This is a genomic window from Tenacibaculum amylolyticum (genome assembly GCF_964511145.1).
Classification (GTDB): Bacteria; Bacteroidota; Bacteroidia; order Flavobacteriales; family Flavobacteriaceae; genus Polaribacter; species Polaribacter amylolyticum.
This window is the reverse complement of record NZ_CAZEFZ010000005.1, coordinates 32,414-48,933: the sequence shown is the minus strand read 5'-3', so window position 1 is coordinate 48,933 and position 16,520 is coordinate 32,414. Positions and strand designations below refer to the sequence as shown.

Sequence of the window (16,520 nt, the reverse complement as noted above, 5' to 3'; positions counted from 1 at the left end):
ACCTTATGTCAAAACTATAGCTTAAATTTTATTGCTTTTTACTTGTTTTTATCATGGAAATCGCAAGTAAAAACTCCAGAAGCGTATCTAACGCACATTCCTGGGCATTTACCAAAACCTCCATTAATTGTTTGTTGAGTTGATTTGTCTAATACTTTTCCTAAGCTAAAAAGTGTTTTTTTCATTGTTCCACGTTTTTATGATTTATTCTAAAGTAGTGGAAAGAAAAGTTGTTTATAAGAGTGTTTTCAAATCTGTAAGGATTGAATTTATAAGCGTTAGTGTTTCTTTAAAATTACTGTTCTTAGTATTTCACTGAGAAAAATATTAGATCGATTGAGGTATAAAAAAGCTATTTTTCATCGAAAAAAAGATTACTTCACTACATTTCATTTCGTTCGTAATAACGTTATTGTATTTATAGGTCATTGCGAAAAAAATGGAATGTAATGGAGTTTTTGTGACAATCTGTTTTTCTAAAGAGAAATATTACTTCAGCTTTCCTTAAATCATACTCAGGGAAAACTTCGTAGTGTTGTAAATCTTATTCGATACTATGGAAGTTATTTTTGAGTGATAACTAAAACGTAGTTTCATCTTTGTTAAACCTAAAATGTGCTCAAACTGGTAAAATCTTATGAGTTGCAATCATTTTTTAAGTAGGAGAGTTCTTTTTATAACAAAATGCATTTTAAGGAGGTTTTAAAGCTTTTTAAATAGGATAGTGGTATAATTTATCTACCATTTTAAAACAACGGATAAAAACATTGTTTTAAAAAGTCGTTTTTATTAAAATTCTCTATAGTACTCTTGATTTATCATAAGAAAATAAAATACTCTTTTTTTAGCGAAAATTTTGGTTTTCTATTTGAAAAAACAGGTTGTTTTTTGTAAAAAATCGCACTTTAAAAAATTTGATCAAACTGCTTTTTAAAACAGTATAAAAAATTCCCGCTGTTATTTAAAAATAAGTTTCACATAACTAACGGGAATTAAAATGCAGCATATAATTCATTAAAAATGTTCCACGATAAACATTTTTCTATTTACTGAACTTCTAGTTGTTGTTGTGCTACCAGAAAATCGAAACATAATTTTTCTAATCTATTCCCATTAACCGTTGCGTCCCATACTCCATGTCCTGCGCCTTCTAACGGATAAAATTCATAAGCAACTCCTGTATTGTTATACGTATCTCTTAGTTTTTCTGCTTCTTCAAACAATACTGTAGGGTCTTCTGTTCCGTGAATAATGATAATTGGTGCATCGTTAGTATCAAATCGTTCTCTTCCGTATAAATCATTCAATACTTCTACAGTTACGCCGCTTCCCCAGAAATCTAAAATGCTATGCACTTTTGTAGCTTGGTTTAAGTTTGTTGTTGCTAATGTTGGATCTATTGTTGTAGAAATTTCATCTCTGTAATCTTCTGCATCTGTAACTCCTAACATAGTTGCTGTTACTGCTCCTGCCGATCCGCCACCTACAGTCATATAATCAGTATTGATATTATAATTAGCAGCATTAGCAAATACCCAACGTAATGCTGCTTTTGCATCTCTACTTGCAGGATATAATGCTAAAAATTGATTGACATTTACCATTGTTGGGTCTAAGTTGTTTTCAGCAAAAGTTACCCAGTTTTGTGGAACTGTTCCTAAATTTCCCTGTATTCTGTAATCGATAGAAAATGTTACCCAACCTCTGGAAGCAAAGTAATTTGCTAGATTAACTATTTGAGGTGCTTCTTTAGAACCAGAAGTAAATCCTCCTCCATGAATTAGCAACATTGCGGGTCTGTTATTAGAAGTATTGTCTGGAACATATGCATCTAACACAAGATTCATTGTTGTTGCGTTTGAACTATTTAATGTTTCATGACTCAATCCTTGAGCGTATACTATATTTCTAGTAACCGTTACTGTATACGTTTCATTTTCAGTTACTACAGGTGTTCCTGTTTCTTCTGGAATTTCTATAGTATTATCGTTACTACAACTTGCTATAAAAAACAATATGCTTACTGTAAAAAAGAGTTTTTTCATGGTAAATATTTAATCTTTAGACTTTTATTTATTCCTATGGTTTAATTCTTTTTTAAGTTTTTTTTAAGATATCGATGGTTTTCCTAGCTTTTATGTGACTTTTTAATCATTTCCTAATCTAAAGAAATAGAAGATTTCGTAAATTTATATGTATTCAAAAACAGCTTATTATGTCAATATCAGATTTATACACTAGTGGAAAGCACAAACAAGAAATGGGGCATTTTGCAAGTATTGTAAAAGTGGCTATAGTAGATGGAATTATTACTGATGGGGAACAACAGTTATTAGACAGAACCGCTAAAAAATTAAATATCAGCGAAGAAGAGTACAAAGCAATTCTTAAACATCCTGAAAAATATCCGTTAAATCCACCAATTAGTTATGATGAAAGTATAGAACGCTTGTATAGAGTAACTAAAATGATTTTTGCAGATGGTCATGTAGATAAGAATCAAGTGATTTTACTACGTAAAACTGCCATTGCATTAAGTATTCCTTTAGATAATGTGGAAAAAGTAGCAGATGAAGCTATTCATCTGGTTATGAACAACAACGATTTAGATGATTTTACAGCTGCTATTAAAAATGTAAATGCTGTGTAATGCATACTAAAAACCTATTTTACTAGTTTATCATTTTAGACTAATCCCTTAAAAATATGGTTTTAAAAAAAGTTTCTTTAGTAGTTTGTATACTACTTTCGGTTAGTTTATTTGCTCAAATTCAAGAGCAAAATAAATGGGAAATTGGAGTAGGTGTGGGGATTGTAAAATTTTCTGATGAAAATGCTGCTTTTATTGGCGATAAACATCTTGTACAAATTCCTAGATTGAATTTAACTGTTCCTATTTCAGAAAGCTTAACAGTAGATGGTGCTATGTCTTTCAACACTTTTGGTGTTGGTTTCATAGAAAATTCGGCGAAGTATTTTTCTATGGACGCTTCTTTGCGTTATAATTTTAGAAGTTTGTCTGAACAAATTGTTCCTTATGTATTTGCTGGTGCTAGCTTGGTAGATTCTGAATTAAAAATGACTCCTACATTTAATCTTGGAGCAGGAGCTACTTATTGGATTACTAAAAACTTTGGAATCAATTCTCAACTTTACTATAAATATTCACTAGAATCGTTTGAAAGTATGCGTTCGCACATTCAAATTACTGGTGGCATTGTCTTTTCTTTTGATGGCGGTAGTTTGTTTTCTGGTGGAAGAAGTTCCTCTTCTGTAGGCGGTGCTTGCTTTCATAATCCAAATAAGTAGTTTTATAAAAACTATAATGATTTCATTATACTACGTCATTACAAAGCGTTCCCTGAGGATGATCGAAGGAAAGCTGAAGTAATCTTACTTTTAGAAAATAGATTGCCGCAAAAACTTCATTGTATTTCGTTTTTTCGCAATGACATTTTTAATTGGTAATAACTTTCGGTAGCTAAGATTTCCAATAATCTATCTACTTTTTATATAGACTTCCTTAGTACATGAAAAAAACATCTTTTCAATCTACATAACTAAAATACAACACTTTACTTAGACATATATTTATCGTGTCACCTCGATCGGAGTCGAGAGGTTTTCATTAAAATCACTAATAATAACAAGGTTTCGACTGCGCTCGACTTGACAGCGAAAAATTATTTTTAAGATTTTTGTCATGTACTTAAATAGACTTCCTAAAAAGTATATAACAAACCGTTTGTTAATCTGTATTGTTCTTTAGGAACTCCTAGTACAGGAAATTCATCATACTGATAGGTAAAATTGGTTGTAAAAGAGAAATTTTTAAAGATTCCTAAAGCAATGGTAGTTTGACTAGATATTCTAAAATCTGAAAACATATCAAATCTAGGTTGAAAATAGGTAGTACTTACAATTGTGATCTTTTTTTTAGGAAATAAACTCATAGAAAAATATGAGCTACTTCTCCAGTCTTTATTTAGTGGCTCTGTATCTGAATTCAATTCTTCGTACTCATACATTGCTAAAGTTCCTAAATAAAACTTATAATTCTCCAATTTAGACAGTTTAAAGCGAAAACCTGCTCCAACTAAACCTCTGAGTCGTATCGCTGAAATTTCGTCTCTCTGAGACTGTAAAAACGACTCTACAGCGATTTTTGGGTGAAATCTATAGTTATACCTTAGATGTTGTGAAGATCTGCTTACAAACTTCTTAGAATTGGCTTCTCTAAAATTGAAATCGTTTATAAAAAGCCATAAATGCTTTTTCTTTTTGTATTGAAGACGTATTCTGTTAGAAATTCCAAAAATGGTGTTTTTGTTTTTTATCAAATGTAAATCCAATCGTGCAAATCCAGACCAACCTGTAGTATCGGTTACTCTTCTTAAATTTTCTATGTTAATGATTTGAGATTGTAATAGGAAAGGGAATAGTAATACAAATAGTAAGCTTGCTTTTTTCATGTTCTTTTTCTTTATGTTTCCTTGCAGTTTTTCAAAAATCAAGGTTCACAAAAATTATTTTTATAACACAAAGAAACAAAATCTTAGTTTTCTTGAAAAAACAAAGCGTAATTAAGAAGTTTTAGGTTTCTTAATTACGCTATTTTATAAGTCATTAACTAAAATCTTGTCATTGTGATTGAGATTCCTAAGCCTTAGTAAAGAGTACAAAAGAAGCAATCTGCTTATTTACAGATTACTTCACTGCACTTTGTTTCGTTCGTAATGACGTTATATATTTATTTTAGGTTGTTAACCTAAGTTAGCTATAGCATTTTTTATTCTAGTAATAGTAGCTTCTTTACCAATCATATTCATAATTTCAAACAAATCTGGCCCCGCTAATTTACCAACTAAACTTAAACGTAAAGGTTGCATTACTTTTCCGAAACCAATTTCTTTAGAAGTAATCCATCCTTTTATATCATTCTGAGCATTTTCTACAGAAAAGTCTTCAATTCCTTCAATAATAGTAACTAATTCTTCCATTAAAGCTGGCGTGGTTTCTTTCCATTGCTTTTTAGAAGCTTTTGCATCGTATTCTGTTGGATCTTGGAAGAAGAAGTTTGATAATTCCCAAAAGTCTTGTACAAAAACAGCTCTTTCTTTAATTAATGAAACTACTTTTTGAACAAAGTCTGTATTTGAAGTAACTCCATTACTTTCTAAAATTGGTAAAAATAAATCTGTTAATTCTTCTTCAGATTTTTGTTGCAAATACTGTTGGTTGAACCATTTTGTTTTATCTGGACTAAACTTTGCTCCAGACTTACTTACTCTTGCTAAATCGAATGCTTCGATTAACTCTTCTAAAGAAAATAATTCTTGTTCTGTTCCAGGGTTCCAACCTAATAAGGCTAACATGTTGATAAAAGCATCTGAAAAATAACCATCTTCTTTATATCCACGTGAAACATCTCCTGTCTTTTCATTTGTGTATTCTAAAGGGAAAACTGGGAATCCTAATTTATCTCCATCACGCTTGCTTAATTTTCCTTTTCCTACTGGTTTTAGAATTAATGATAAGTGTGCAAATTTTGGTGCTTCCCATCCAAAAGCTTGGTATAGCAATGTATGTAGTGGGAGAGAAGGTAACCATTCTTCACCTCGAATAACATGCGAAATTTGCATTAAATGATCATCTACAATATTTGCTAAATGATACGTTGGCATTCCATCTGATTTGAATAGCACTTTATCATCTAACGTATTTGTATCAATCTTTATAGTTCCTCTTACTTCATCTTGCAAAATCAATGTTTCATCTTGTGGTGTTTTAAAACGAACCACATATTTTTCTCCTGCATTAATTTTTTCTTGTACTTCTTCTTCAGATAGTACTAATGAGTTTACTAATTTTCCTTTTGCTCTATTATGCCAGTTGTAGATAAATGTTTTTCCTTCTGCTTCATGTTCTTTTCTAAGTGCATCTAATCCTTCTGGAGTATCAAAAGCATAATATGCCCAACCTTTTGCTAATAATTCTTCCGCATATTGTTTGTATAAATCCTTTCTTTCAGATTGTCTGTATGGACCAAATTTTTCGTTTTTTCCTGGTCCTTCATCAAAAGGAATATTACACCATTCTAGTGCATCTATAATGTACTGTTCTGCATTAGCAACATAACGTGTTTGATCTGTATCTTCTATACGTAAAACAAAAGTTCCGTTATGTTTTTTTGCAAATAAATAATTATACAAGGCAGTTCTTACACCTCCCATGTGTAAAGGTCCGGTAGGACTTGGTGCGAAACGCACACGAACGTTTTCAGACATTTTTTATTTTTTTAAAGCGCAAAGATAGCTCTTAAAGGGAAAGCAAAAAAGAGAAATTAGTATACAAAAAAAGGTTCCATGTGGAACCCTTTTTATGACTATCTGAACAAGAGTGTATTATAACTTGTAATACACACCTACAGACAATGCTGGAGATTTAGGAACTCTCCTTCCTCCCAAGGCTCCTCCCAGACCTAAATTAGCTCCAAAGTTTTTATTTATTTCTCCTATAAATTTTAATCCGAAAGCTGCATAACTCTGATTATTAACATATAATCCAGTTAATGTATTTGTAACAGGAATTACAGCTTCTCCATTTTGGAATGATGCTACTCCGTCTAAAAATCCTGCAACCCATAACCAATCTGCTGCTTTGTATCCTAATTCTCCTCCTAATTTATAGGCAGAACTGTATTCATTTGTTCTAATATCTACTCCAGTAAATGCTTGGATATACCAACTATTAAATCCTCTACCAATAGAAACAATTGGAGTGAATGTCCATGCATCATAACCTGTTCTTAAACCTGATGCTGCATTAAAAGTTCCTGTATTTGCTTCTACTGTTAATTGACCAGATACTAACCATTTTTTATTTAAAAAGTTATGCTTAATTCCTAATTGAACGTTTCCTAAAGATGTTAACGATTCTTCTGTTGTAATTGGTGTAGCTGTTGCAGTTACCAAATCGTTAGATGCTACAAGTTTTAAAGGTAAATTCGCTATTAAAGTGGTTTTATCAGATAAACCATATTCTGCATACAATTGCAATGTATTATCACTGATTTCTCTTTCTGAACTATAATCTGGATTTCCATATAATTCAGAATACTTAGGAATGGTAGTAAAAGTTAATTGCAAATATGCTTCTCCTTTTTTTTGTGTCCAAGGACTTTGTGCATATGTACTTAACGAGAGTGTAAAAAGTAAAAAATAAACTAGTTTTTTCATGTTTTAAATATTTAAGGTCTTAGTTTGTCTTTTTAAGTAATCCTTACAGGAATTATTTATAAAATTTTATGATTTTATTTCAAGCACTCTAAGTCAATCAACTGTAGTTTAGAGTTTTTATTATTTTTTTAATTAAATTATTTAAAGTTTTACTTTTTTATAATGATTTTAAAAAAATATAAATCAATATTTTATTTTTTAAAGAATCGTTAAATGAATAAATTAAAAATTAATAGATTATGTGGTTAAAAACATCCAAAATTCAAATAGTTTTATAGAGATTGAAATGTTTTAAGTTAAAGTATTACTTTAATATTTACTATGTAGGAGAACTTTGTATAGTTGTATTTTCAATGAGGATACATAAAATACAGATCTTTTCTAGAAAATACTTTTAACAAAGTATTTAAAGCATTCTAAAATACTAAATAAATTATCAATTTTAGGTTAAATAATTATTGCATTTATCTTAATAAAAAAAGCTGCTCATTAGAGCAGCTCAATTTTTTCTCAACATCAAAAAAATAATTGTTAGTTAAAAGAACCTATACAGCACTTTCCATTTCTAACAATTCCTATACAAACTTCATCTGCTGGGCTTTCTAAACCACAAGGTCCGCCTTCAAAGCCTACAAAGCCTCTTCCATGGTCACATCCTGTTACCATACATTCTGTAGATCCACCAAAAAAGCCACCTTTAATTTTCTTTTGATCTTTTCTTGATAAAATTGTTGCATTTGCGATTTTTGATAATTTGGTTTTCATAATTTATGAATTTTAAAGATTATGTGATTACGGGGTTCGGTTAAAGTTAACCATTAATCAGTTTTGTTTGACTTTGAGCTTCTTTTTTAGCTTATTTTTAACAAAAGACACTTCTTTTAAGGAATTTTCAAATCTATTTGCTAGCATAAATTATTTAACTTTACATAACAAGCATACGTTATGAGTAATTTTAATCAAATAGAGCAGAAGCTACAGCAATTCAGTAAAAAATATTATACCAATGAACTTATTAAAGGAAGTATTTTATTTTTTTCATTAGGACTTATATATCTTTTTATCACACTTTTTATAGAATATTTTCTTTGGCTTTCGCCAGCGTATAGAACAGCACTTTTCTGGCTTTTTATTATCGTTGAAGTTGGATTGTTAGCTCGTTTTATCTTTTTCCCATTATTTAAATTATTTGGTTTAAGAAAAGGTATTTCACAAGAAAATGCTTCAAAAATTATTGGATCTCATTTTCCTGAAGTAAAAGATAAGTTGCTAAATATATTACAGCTAAAACAAACCAATCAATCTTCTGAGCTTTTATTAGCAAGTATTGAGCAAAAAGCAAATGAATTAGTTCCTGTTCCTTTTTCAAAAGCTATTAATTTTTCAGTGAATGTAAAGTATACAAAATATTTACTCATTCCTCTTGTTATATGGTGTATTGCTTTTATATCTGGTACTACTCATAAATTAAATGAAAGCTTAGATAGAGTAGTGAACCATAATTTAGCTTATTTGCCACCTGCTCCGTTCAGTTTTAATTTAACCACTAACAATTTAGAAGTAATTCAAGGAAAGCCTTTGACTGTTTATATTGAAGCAAAAGGAGAAGTTATTCCGAACGAAGCTAAAATTCATTTTAACGATCAAGAATATTATTTAGAAAATAATGGAGGTGGTTTATTCTCATATACGTTTGATGCTGTTAATAATCCTATTCAATTTTTCATTGAAGCAAATGGTGTTAAGTCTCTTAATTATCAAGTACATATTATTAAAGTTCCAAGCATACAAAATATTAGTATGCAAATGTCATATCCTTCATATTTAAAGAAGAAAAATGAAGTTTTACCAAATGCTACAACTGTGACTGTTCCACAAGGAACATCTGTAAAATGGTTAGTTTTAACTACTGAAACAGAATCTGTTAATTACACAGACAAAACTAATAATAATGATTTCGAAAAAGATAAAAAAGATGAATTTAGCTACACAAAGAAAATTTTAAAACCCACAGATTATCAAATCAGCACTTCTAATACGAAATTAAAAGATTATGAAAAACTTCAATTTTCTATCAATGTAGTTAATGATGAATTTCCAACTATTAATGTAAAATCTAATATAGACAGTGTTTCTCGTGGTCCTGTATATTTTGCTGGTCAAATAGCAGATGATTATGGATTCAAAAAACTAGAAATGGTGTATTATGATATTCAGAATCCTCAACAACAAAATATCAAGCCAATTTCAATTACAAAAGAATCTATTCAAAGCTTCTTTGCTCAATTTCCAGATAATTTAGATCTAAAAGAAGGAGTAAACTATGAGTTCTTTTTTAGAGTATTTGATAACGATGGTATTAATGGAAGCAAAAAAGCGCTCAGTAAAAAGTTTTCATATAGACAAAAAACAGAGGAAGAAGTAGAGACAGAACTACTACAAGAGCAACAAAATTACTTAGAAAACATTCAAAACTCTTTAGATAAACAACAAAAGAGTAAGCAAGATTTAGAAAAGATTCAATTCGATTTACAGAATAAAAAGAATATGAATTGGAATGATCAAAAGAAAATTGAAGATTTAATAAAGCGCCAGGAGCAATACAAGCAGATGATGCAGCGTCAAACAGATAAATTACAAGAGAATTTTTCTGAAAAGAAGGAAGAAAATGAAAGTCTTCAAAAGAAAAAAGAGAGTTTACAAAAGCGAATAGAAGAATTAAAAAAGCTTGAAAAACAACAAAAACTATTAGATGAGCTTAAAAAGATGGCTGAAAAGCTAAATAAAGAAGACCTTCTTAAAAAGACTAAAGAATTAGCACAGCAAAATAAACAACAAGAAAAAAGTTTAGAACGTGTATTAGAGTTAGCTAAACGTTATTATGTAGAGCAAAAAATGAATCAAATATCTGATAAATTAGACGAGCTTTCTAAAAAACAAGAAGAATTAAGCAAAGAAGAAACTCCTAAAAAAGAAGATCAGAACACTCAAGAAAACGAAACAGATAAAGAAAGTGATAAAAAAGATTCTCAAAAGAAAGACGCTAAGGAAGCTCAAAAAGAAATTAAAGAGCAGTTTAATGACATAAAAAAGGATTTAGAAAACTTAAAAAAGGAAAACCAAAAGCTAAAAGACCCTATGGATATTCCTAAAATGGATGATTTAGAAAAACAAACAGAAGAAGAATTAAACAAAGCACAAGAGAATTTAGATCAACAACAAGACAGTAAAGCAAAGCAAAATCAGAAAAAAGCTTCTAAAAAAATGCAACAAATGAGTCAGAAAATGCAACAATCTATGCAAATGATGAGTAGTGAAATGGAAGAAGAGAATATGGAAGACTTGCGTAAAATTGTAGAAAACTTAATTACTTTCTCATTTGATCAAGAAAAATTAATGGAGTGGTACACTGGTTCTAGTTCATCACATCCAGATTTTGGAAATAAATTAAAAAAACAATATCAATTAAAAGGATACTTTGAACATATAGATGATAGTTTATTTGTTTTATCAATGCGTGTTCCTGATATCAGCTCAGAAATTCAAGATCATTTAGCGAATGTACATTACAACTTAGATCAATCTTTAGAAAACTTTACTGAAAGTAGATTCAGAAATGGTACTTCAAACCAACGTTATGTAATGACTTCTACAAATGAAATGGTAGATATGTTAAGTAATACTTTAGACGCTATGCAAAACCCTAAACCAGGAAGTGGTACTGGAAAAGGTAAAGGTGGAGAATCATTTAGTCTACCAGATATTATTCAAAAACAAAAAGGTTTATCTGAAAAAATGAAACAAGGTATGCAACAAAAAGGAAAAGATGGTAAACCTAAAGATGGAAAAGACGGTAAAAAAGGAGATAAAGATGGTAAACCTGGGCAACAGGGAGAAAGCAGACAAAGTGAAAGTGATGATTTAAATGGTGAATTATATCAAATTTATAAAGAACAAAACCAATTAAGACAACAGTTACAAGACGCAATTGGTAAATCTGGTAACAATGGAAAAGCTAAAAAAGCTTTAAAAGAAATGGAACAGTTGGAGAATGAGATTTTAGAAAAAGGTTTTAACCAAGGAACTATTCAAAGAATGCAACAATTAAACTATGAATTATTAAAATTAGATAAAGCAACTTTTGAACAAGGGAGAGAGCAAAAAAGAAAATCGAATACGAACTTGATTCAATACAATAAAAACAAAGCAAAAGAGCTAAACTTTAAAAAGCTTTTCTATAATCAAACAGAAATCTTAAACAGACAATCCTTACCTTTACGCCAGAATTACAAGAAGAAAGTTCAAGAATATTTTAATCAGAATTCAGACAAAAACAAGTAATGATTGCATTTAATTACGAGACAGATTTCCAACTTTTAGACGAAGAAAAAACATCGAATTGGATAATAGATTGCATAGAAAAAGAAACTTTTGAAGTTGGTGAAGTCAACTATATTTTCTGTGACGATACTTATTTACACAAAATAAATGTAGAGTTTTTACAACACGATACTTTAACCGATATTATTAGTTTTGATTATACATTAGGAAAACTAGTAGGAGGAGACATTTTTATTTCTATTCAAAGAGTAAAAGAAAATGCAGCAGAGTTCAAAGTATCTTTTGAAGAGGAATTACACAGAGTCATTATTCACGGAATTCTACACTATATGGGATTCAAAGATAAAACAGACGAAGAAAAACTATTGATGCGAGACAAAGAAAATAGTTGTTTAAAAACCTTAAATTTGTAGTCGGTTCCACGTGGAACCGACTTTTTTATTTTTACTAAAAAACAAAATATTCTATTATATATATGAGTTTATTCACAACAACTTACGACGTTATTGTAGTAGGAGGAGGACACGCCGGAAGTGAAGCAGCAGCAGCTAGTGCAAATATGGGAGCTAAAACTTTACTCATTACAATGAACCTACAAAACATTGCTCAAATGAGTTGTAACCCTGCTATGGGTGGTATTGCTAAAGGTCAAATTGTAAGAGAAATTGACGCGCTAGGTGGTTATAGCGGTATTGTAACAGACAAAACTGCAATACAATTTAAGATGCTTAATAAGTCAAAAGGACCTGCTATGTGGAGTCCAAGAGCACAATCTGATCGTATGCAATTCGCTGAATGTTGGAGAAATTTATTAGAACAAACAGAGAATTTAGACTTCTATCAAGACTCTGTTAATGGTTTAATATTCGAAGAAAACACCATCGTTGGAGTAAAAACAAACTTAGGTTTAGAAATAAAAGCTAAGACTGTAATTGTTACCGCAGGTACTTTTTTAAACGGATTAATCCATATTGGAGAGAAAACTTTTGGTGGTGGAAGAGCAGGAGAAGGAGCTTCAACTGGAATTACAGAAGATTTAGTTACGAAAGGTTTTGAGTCGGGTAGAATGAAAACAGGAACACCTCCAAGAGTAGATGGACGTTCTTTAGACTACTCTAAAATGACAGAACAACCTGGAGATAATTCACCAGAAAAATTCTCATACCTTCCAACAACAAAAGCACTAACAGAACAACGCTCTTGTTATTTAACTTATACCAATCAAAAAACACACGATTTATTACGTGAAGGATTCGATAGATCTCCAATGTTTAATGGTAGAATTAAATCAACTGGACCTAGATATTGTCCTTCTGTAGAAGATAAAATAAACCGTTTCGCAGAAAAAGATAGACATCAAATTTTTGTTGAACCTGAAGGATGGAATACTGTAGAAATCTATGTAAACGGTTTCTCAACATCGCTTCCAGAAGATATTCAAGACAAAGCTATTCGTTCTATCCCAGGTTTTGAAAACGTAAAATTCTTCAGATATGGTTATGCTATTGAATATGATTATTTCCCTCCAACTCAATTAAAACATTCTTTAGAAACTAAATTAATTGAGAATTTATTTTTTGCTGGACAAATAAACGGAACAACAGGATACGAAGAAGCAGCAGCACAAGGTTTAATGGCAGGTGTAAATGCAGCATTAAAAACACAAAACAAAGAACCATTTATACTTAAAAGAAGTGAAGCATATATTGGAGTTTTAATAGATGATTTAATAACAAAAGGAACAGAAGAACCATACAGAATGTTTACTTCAAGAGCTGAATACAGAACCTTATTAAGACAGGATAATGCAGATTTAAGACTTACACCTAAAGCTTATAAAATAGGTTTAGCTTCAAAAGAACGAATGGATAGAGTAGAAGCTAAAGAACAAAAAACAGCAGATGTAATTGAATTCTTAAAAGAATTGAGCGTTAAGAAAGAAGAAGTAAATCCAATTTTAGAAGCAAAAAACCTTGCACCTATTAATCAATCTATGAAACTTTATAAGATTGCAGCAAGACCACAATTAGCATTCGAAGATTTACTTACTATAGAAAAAGTAAATGATTACATCTACACAAACAACATCGATAAAGAGATAATAGAACAAGTAGAAATTCATTTAAAATATTCTGGATATATCGCAAAAGAAAAAAGCAACGCAGATAAATTAAACAGATTAGAAAATGTTCCAATCCCTTCTAATTTTGATTACACAAAAGTAAAATCTCTTTCTTACGAAGCCAGAGAAAAACTTACAAAAATAAAACCAACGAGTATTTCGCAAGCAAGTCGAATTAGTGGAGTTTCTCCAAGCGATGTCTCCGTTTTACTCGTATATATGGGTAGATAAAAAACCTAAATAAAAAAACGTTCCATGTGGAACGTTTTTTTATTTTTACACCAATTTTAAAATTGTTCCACATGGAACACTAAGTATTTTAATCATCTTGTTCCACATGGAACATTTATAAAATTTAAGTATTGATCACCCAAGAAAACTTAACAAAAGGTTTACAAGAATATATTACCACTAAAGACTATTCGTTAACTAAAGAGAAATTTAAACTAGAGTATAATAAAGAATTCGATCTTTTAGTAACCAATCCTATTCCTAAAAATTTAGGTAAGTATTATCAATTTGATGAATATATTTCTCACACTGATAGTAAAAAATCCTTACTCGATAAAGTATATCAAACTGTAAGAAATTACACATTACAAAAAAAACTAAAGCTTATAAATTCATTACAAACCAAAGAAAAATCAATTTTAGATATTGGATGTGGTACTGGTGATTTTTTACTTACCTGCAAAAAAGATGGGTGGAAAACTTTAGGTATAGAACCTAATAAAAAAGCGCAAGATATTTCTAAAACTAAAAACTTAGTTATTAAAGAAACCATAGAAGAATTATCCAATGAAAAATATGATGTAATAACACTATGGCATGTTTTAGAACATGTGCCAAATTTAATTGAGTATATTCACACTTTAGAAAAATTATTAAAAGAGGAGGGAAGGTTAATAATTGCTGTTCCTAATTTTAAAAGTTACGATGCTAAACATTATAAAAATTATTGGGCTGCTTTTGATGTACCAAGACACCTTTGGCATTTCTCACAAAAAAGTATTTCGAAATTATTTAGTAGCGTAAATATGGAAGTCATAAAAACACTTCCAATGAAATTTGATTCCTATTATGTTTCTCTTCTTTCAGAAAAATACAAAAGAGGCTATATGAATCCATTTTTTTCATTTTTTGTTGGTTTATGGTCAAACTTTAAAGCGAAACAAACAAATGAGTACTCATCTTTGATTTATATCATAAAAAAATTAAATTAAAACACTTTAAGGATATTACTCATACTAAGATATAGAAATACCTTAGTAAAAAATTAAAACCCTTTAAAACGTCTGTTTTAAAGGGTTTATTAATAAATATAAATTATTTATTTTTTATTTATTATAATTTTTAACTATTAAGTAAAAAGACTCCAAAAATCGCAACCATAAAATAAATTGCTAACGTTTTTGCTCCTTCATAATCTTTTGCTAAACGTTGACCAACTAATAATAAAATTAAACTTACTGCAGCTAATTCTGCTCCTAATAAAGCAAAATCTTTTTGACCTGTTGTTATTAAATGAAAAACTCCTACAAACATTAATGCCCCTGCTAAAATTTCAATTACTAAAATTATTGCTAACAATGGTGCAACAAAATTTTTAAGTGGTGAGTTTTTAAAGTGTTCTTTAATAAAAGATAAATTTCCCTTCCAATCTGTTACTTTGTCAAAACCAGATTGTAAGAAGGTAACTATTAAAAAAAGAAGTAATAAAATTTCTGTAGCGTGCTTTTGTAATAAATCCATAAAGTTTCGTTTGTTTTGAGTAAAATTAACACAATTTGTAACAAATTAAAAAATTTGCGTCGTATAAGTATCTATAAATGGTTTAAATGGTATATTTAAACATAAATCAACTTAAAAAAATAAACTATGGTAATTTTAGCTCCTATTGCATTTATTGGTTTTATATTATTAATATCTGCATTCTTTATTGTGAAACAACAAACCGCTGCTATTGTAGAGCGTTTTGGTAGATTTCACAGCATTCGACAGTCTGGTTTACACTTAAAAATTCCTTTGGTAGATAGAATAGCAGGGAAATTAAGCTTAAAAATTCAGCAATTAGATGTTATTGTAGAAACTAAAACATTAGACGATGTATTTGTTCGTTTAAAGATTTCTGTGCAGTATAAGGTAATTAAAGACAAAGTATACGATGCTTTTTATAAACTAGATTATCCACATGATCAAATTACAAGTTATGTTTTTGATGTAGTTCGTGCCGAAGTACCAAAAATGAAACTAGATGATGTCTTTGTTAAAAAAGATGATATTGCAATTGCTGTTAAATCTGAATTAAACGATGCTATGACAGAATACGGTTATGACATCATTAAAACGCTTGTAACAGACATTGATCCTGATGCGCAGGTAAAGGCAGCAATGAACAGAATTAATGCCTCAGAACGCGAGAAAATCGCTGCACAATACGAAGGAGATGCTCAACGTATCTTAATTGTAGAAAAAGCGAAAGCTGAAGCAGAAAGTAAGCGTTTACAAGGACAAGGTATTGCAGACCAACGTAGAGAGATTGCGAGAGGTTTAGAAGAGTCTGTAGAAGTTTTAAACAAAGTTGGTATTAACAGTCAAGAAGCATCTGCTTTAATCGTTGTAACACAACATTATGATACATTACAGTCTATTGGTGAAGAAACGAATAGTAACTTAATATTATTACCTAATTCTCCACAAGCTGGTAGCGATATGTTAAACAATATGGTAGCTTCTTTTACTGCAAGTAATCAAATTGGTGAAGCAATGAAAAAGGCTAAAAACAAAAAGAAGCCAGATTCAGAAGAATAATAAAAAAC

General features: G+C 30.0%; 14 protein-coding genes. 7 read left to right on the top strand and 7 right to left on the bottom strand.

What is annotated here, in order from left to right; translation table 11 throughout:
- Positions 1 to 38 precede the first annotated feature (38 nt).
- A complete protein-coding gene (locus tag ACKTTC_RS03325; protein WP_408038256.1) occupies positions 39 to 185 on the bottom strand; it encodes a hypothetical protein in 147 nt (48 codons plus the stop codon).
- 861 nt (positions 186 to 1,046) lie between these two features.
- The gene (locus ACKTTC_RS03320) at positions 1,047 to 2,045 is read right to left on the bottom strand and encodes an alpha/beta hydrolase (protein WP_408038254.1); all 999 of its coding nucleotides are present in this window, start codon (positions 2,043 to 2,045) and stop codon (positions 1,047 to 1,049) included.
- A gap of 170 nt (positions 2,046 to 2,215) precedes the next feature.
- On the opposite strand from ACKTTC_RS03320, the gene ACKTTC_RS03315 reads away from it, so the two are divergent.
- Positions 2,216 to 2,650, top strand: a complete 435-nt coding sequence (locus ACKTTC_RS03315) for a tellurite resistance TerB family protein (RefSeq protein WP_408038252.1) — start codon at positions 2,216 to 2,218, stop codon at positions 2,648 to 2,650.
- A gap of 56 nt (positions 2,651 to 2,706) precedes the next feature.
- A complete protein-coding gene (locus ACKTTC_RS03310) occupies positions 2,707 to 3,309 on the top strand; it encodes an outer membrane beta-barrel protein (protein ID WP_408038250.1) in 603 nt (200 codons plus the stop codon).
- A 413-nt stretch (positions 3,310 to 3,722) separates the two neighbouring features.
- Here ACKTTC_RS03310 and ACKTTC_RS03305 read toward each other — a convergent pair whose 3' ends face one another.
- From ACKTTC_RS03305 to ACKTTC_RS03290, 4 genes are all read right to left on the bottom strand, one after another.
- Positions 3,723 to 4,472 carry a DUF481 domain-containing protein gene (locus ACKTTC_RS03305; protein WP_408038248.1) on the bottom strand — a complete coding sequence of 250 codons (750 nt, stop codon included), beginning with the start codon at positions 4,470 to 4,472 and terminating at the stop codon, positions 3,723 to 3,725.
- A 291-nt stretch (positions 4,473 to 4,763) separates the two neighbouring features.
- The gene (gene gltX, locus ACKTTC_RS03300) at positions 4,764 to 6,287 is read right to left on the bottom strand and encodes a glutamate--tRNA ligase (protein ID WP_408038246.1); all 1,524 of its coding nucleotides are present in this window, start codon (positions 6,285 to 6,287) and stop codon (positions 4,764 to 4,766) included.
- 117 nt (positions 6,288 to 6,404) lie between these two features.
- Positions 6,405 to 7,238 (bottom strand): transporter, encoded by an 834-nt coding sequence (locus tag ACKTTC_RS03295; RefSeq protein ID WP_408038244.1) that lies wholly within the window; start codon positions 7,236 to 7,238, stop codon positions 6,405 to 6,407.
- 531 nt (positions 7,239 to 7,769) lie between these two features.
- Positions 7,770 to 8,003 carry a hypothetical protein gene (locus ACKTTC_RS03290; protein ID WP_408038242.1) on the bottom strand — a complete coding sequence of 78 codons (234 nt, stop codon included), beginning with the start codon at positions 8,001 to 8,003 and terminating at the stop codon, positions 7,770 to 7,772.
- A 180-nt stretch (positions 8,004 to 8,183) separates the two neighbouring features.
- Between ACKTTC_RS03290 and ACKTTC_RS03285 the strand changes: the two genes are divergently transcribed.
- The 4 genes from ACKTTC_RS03285 (at position 8,184) to ACKTTC_RS03270 (ending at position 14,924) form a co-directional block, all read left to right on the top strand.
- Positions 8,184 to 11,579 (top strand): DUF4175 family protein, encoded by a 3,396-nt coding sequence (locus ACKTTC_RS03285; RefSeq protein ID WP_408038240.1) that lies wholly within the window; start codon positions 8,184 to 8,186, stop codon positions 11,577 to 11,579.
- Positions 11,579 to 11,992 carry an rRNA maturation RNase YbeY gene (ybeY, locus tag ACKTTC_RS03280; protein WP_408038238.1) on the top strand — a complete coding sequence of 138 codons (414 nt, stop codon included), beginning with the start codon at positions 11,579 to 11,581 and terminating at the stop codon, positions 11,990 to 11,992. Before ACKTTC_RS03285 ends, ybeY begins: the two co-directional genes overlap by 1 nt.
- Before the next feature lie 62 nt (positions 11,993 to 12,054).
- On the top strand, positions 12,055 to 13,932 hold the full coding sequence (gene mnmG, locus ACKTTC_RS03275) for a tRNA uridine-5-carboxymethylaminomethyl(34) synthesis enzyme MnmG (RefSeq protein ID WP_408038236.1): 1,878 nt from the start codon (positions 12,055 to 12,057) through the stop codon (positions 13,930 to 13,932).
- A gap of 131 nt (positions 13,933 to 14,063) precedes the next feature.
- On the top strand, positions 14,064 to 14,924 hold the full coding sequence (locus ACKTTC_RS03270; RefSeq protein ID WP_408038234.1) for a class I SAM-dependent methyltransferase: 861 nt from the start codon (positions 14,064 to 14,066) through the stop codon (positions 14,922 to 14,924).
- A gap of 130 nt (positions 14,925 to 15,054) precedes the next feature.
- On the opposite strand, the gene ACKTTC_RS03265 is transcribed toward ACKTTC_RS03270, so the two are convergent.
- Complete coding sequence (locus ACKTTC_RS03265; protein ID WP_408038232.1) at positions 15,055 to 15,453, bottom strand: DoxX family protein; 399 nt, start codon at positions 15,451 to 15,453, stop codon at positions 15,055 to 15,057.
- Positions 15,454 to 15,579: 126 nt separating this feature from the next.
- Here ACKTTC_RS03265 and ACKTTC_RS03260 point away from each other — a divergent pair, with 126 nt between their 5' ends.
- Positions 15,580 to 16,512, top strand: a complete 933-nt coding sequence (locus ACKTTC_RS03260; protein WP_408038230.1) for an SPFH domain-containing protein — start codon at positions 15,580 to 15,582, stop codon at positions 16,510 to 16,512.
- Positions 16,513 to 16,520: the final 8 nt, after the last annotated feature.

Bases quoted from the DNA above. Each gene is read 5' to 3' on its own strand.
- ACKTTC_RS03260 (WP_408038230.1), top strand. From the start codon at position 15,580: ATGGTAATTTTAGCTCCTATTGCATTTATTGGTTTTATATTATTAATA.
- ACKTTC_RS03290 (WP_408038242.1), bottom strand. From the start codon at position 8,003: ATGAAAACCAAATTATCAAAAATCGCAAATGCAACAATTTTATCAAGA.
- ACKTTC_RS03305 (WP_408038248.1), bottom strand. From the start codon at position 4,472: ATGAAAAAAGCAAGCTTACTATTTGTATTACTATTCCCTTTCCTATTA.
- ACKTTC_RS03315 (WP_408038252.1), top strand. From the start codon at position 2,216: ATGTCAATATCAGATTTATACACTAGTGGAAAGCACAAACAAGAAATG.
- gltX (WP_408038246.1), bottom strand. From the start codon at position 6,287: ATGTCTGAAAACGTTCGTGTGCGTTTCGCACCAAGTCCTACCGGACCT.
- ACKTTC_RS03320 (WP_408038254.1), bottom strand. From the start codon at position 2,045: ATGAAAAAACTCTTTTTTACAGTAAGCATATTGTTTTTTATAGCAAGT.
- ybeY (WP_408038238.1), top strand. From the start codon at position 11,579: ATGATTGCATTTAATTACGAGACAGATTTCCAACTTTTAGACGAAGAA.
- ACKTTC_RS03310 (WP_408038250.1), top strand. From the start codon at position 2,707: ATGGTTTTAAAAAAAGTTTCTTTAGTAGTTTGTATACTACTTTCGGTT.
- ACKTTC_RS03285 (WP_408038240.1), top strand. From the start codon at position 8,184: ATGAGTAATTTTAATCAAATAGAGCAGAAGCTACAGCAATTCAGTAAA.
- ACKTTC_RS03265 (WP_408038232.1), bottom strand. From the start codon at position 15,453: ATGGATTTATTACAAAAGCACGCTACAGAAATTTTATTACTTCTTTTT.
- ACKTTC_RS03295 (WP_408038244.1), bottom strand. From the start codon at position 7,238: ATGAAAAAACTAGTTTATTTTTTACTTTTTACACTCTCGTTAAGTACA.
- mnmG (WP_408038236.1), top strand. From the start codon at position 12,055: ATGAGTTTATTCACAACAACTTACGACGTTATTGTAGTAGGAGGAGGA.
- ACKTTC_RS03325 (WP_408038256.1), bottom strand. From the start codon at position 185: ATGAAAAAAACACTTTTTAGCTTAGGAAAAGTATTAGACAAATCAACT.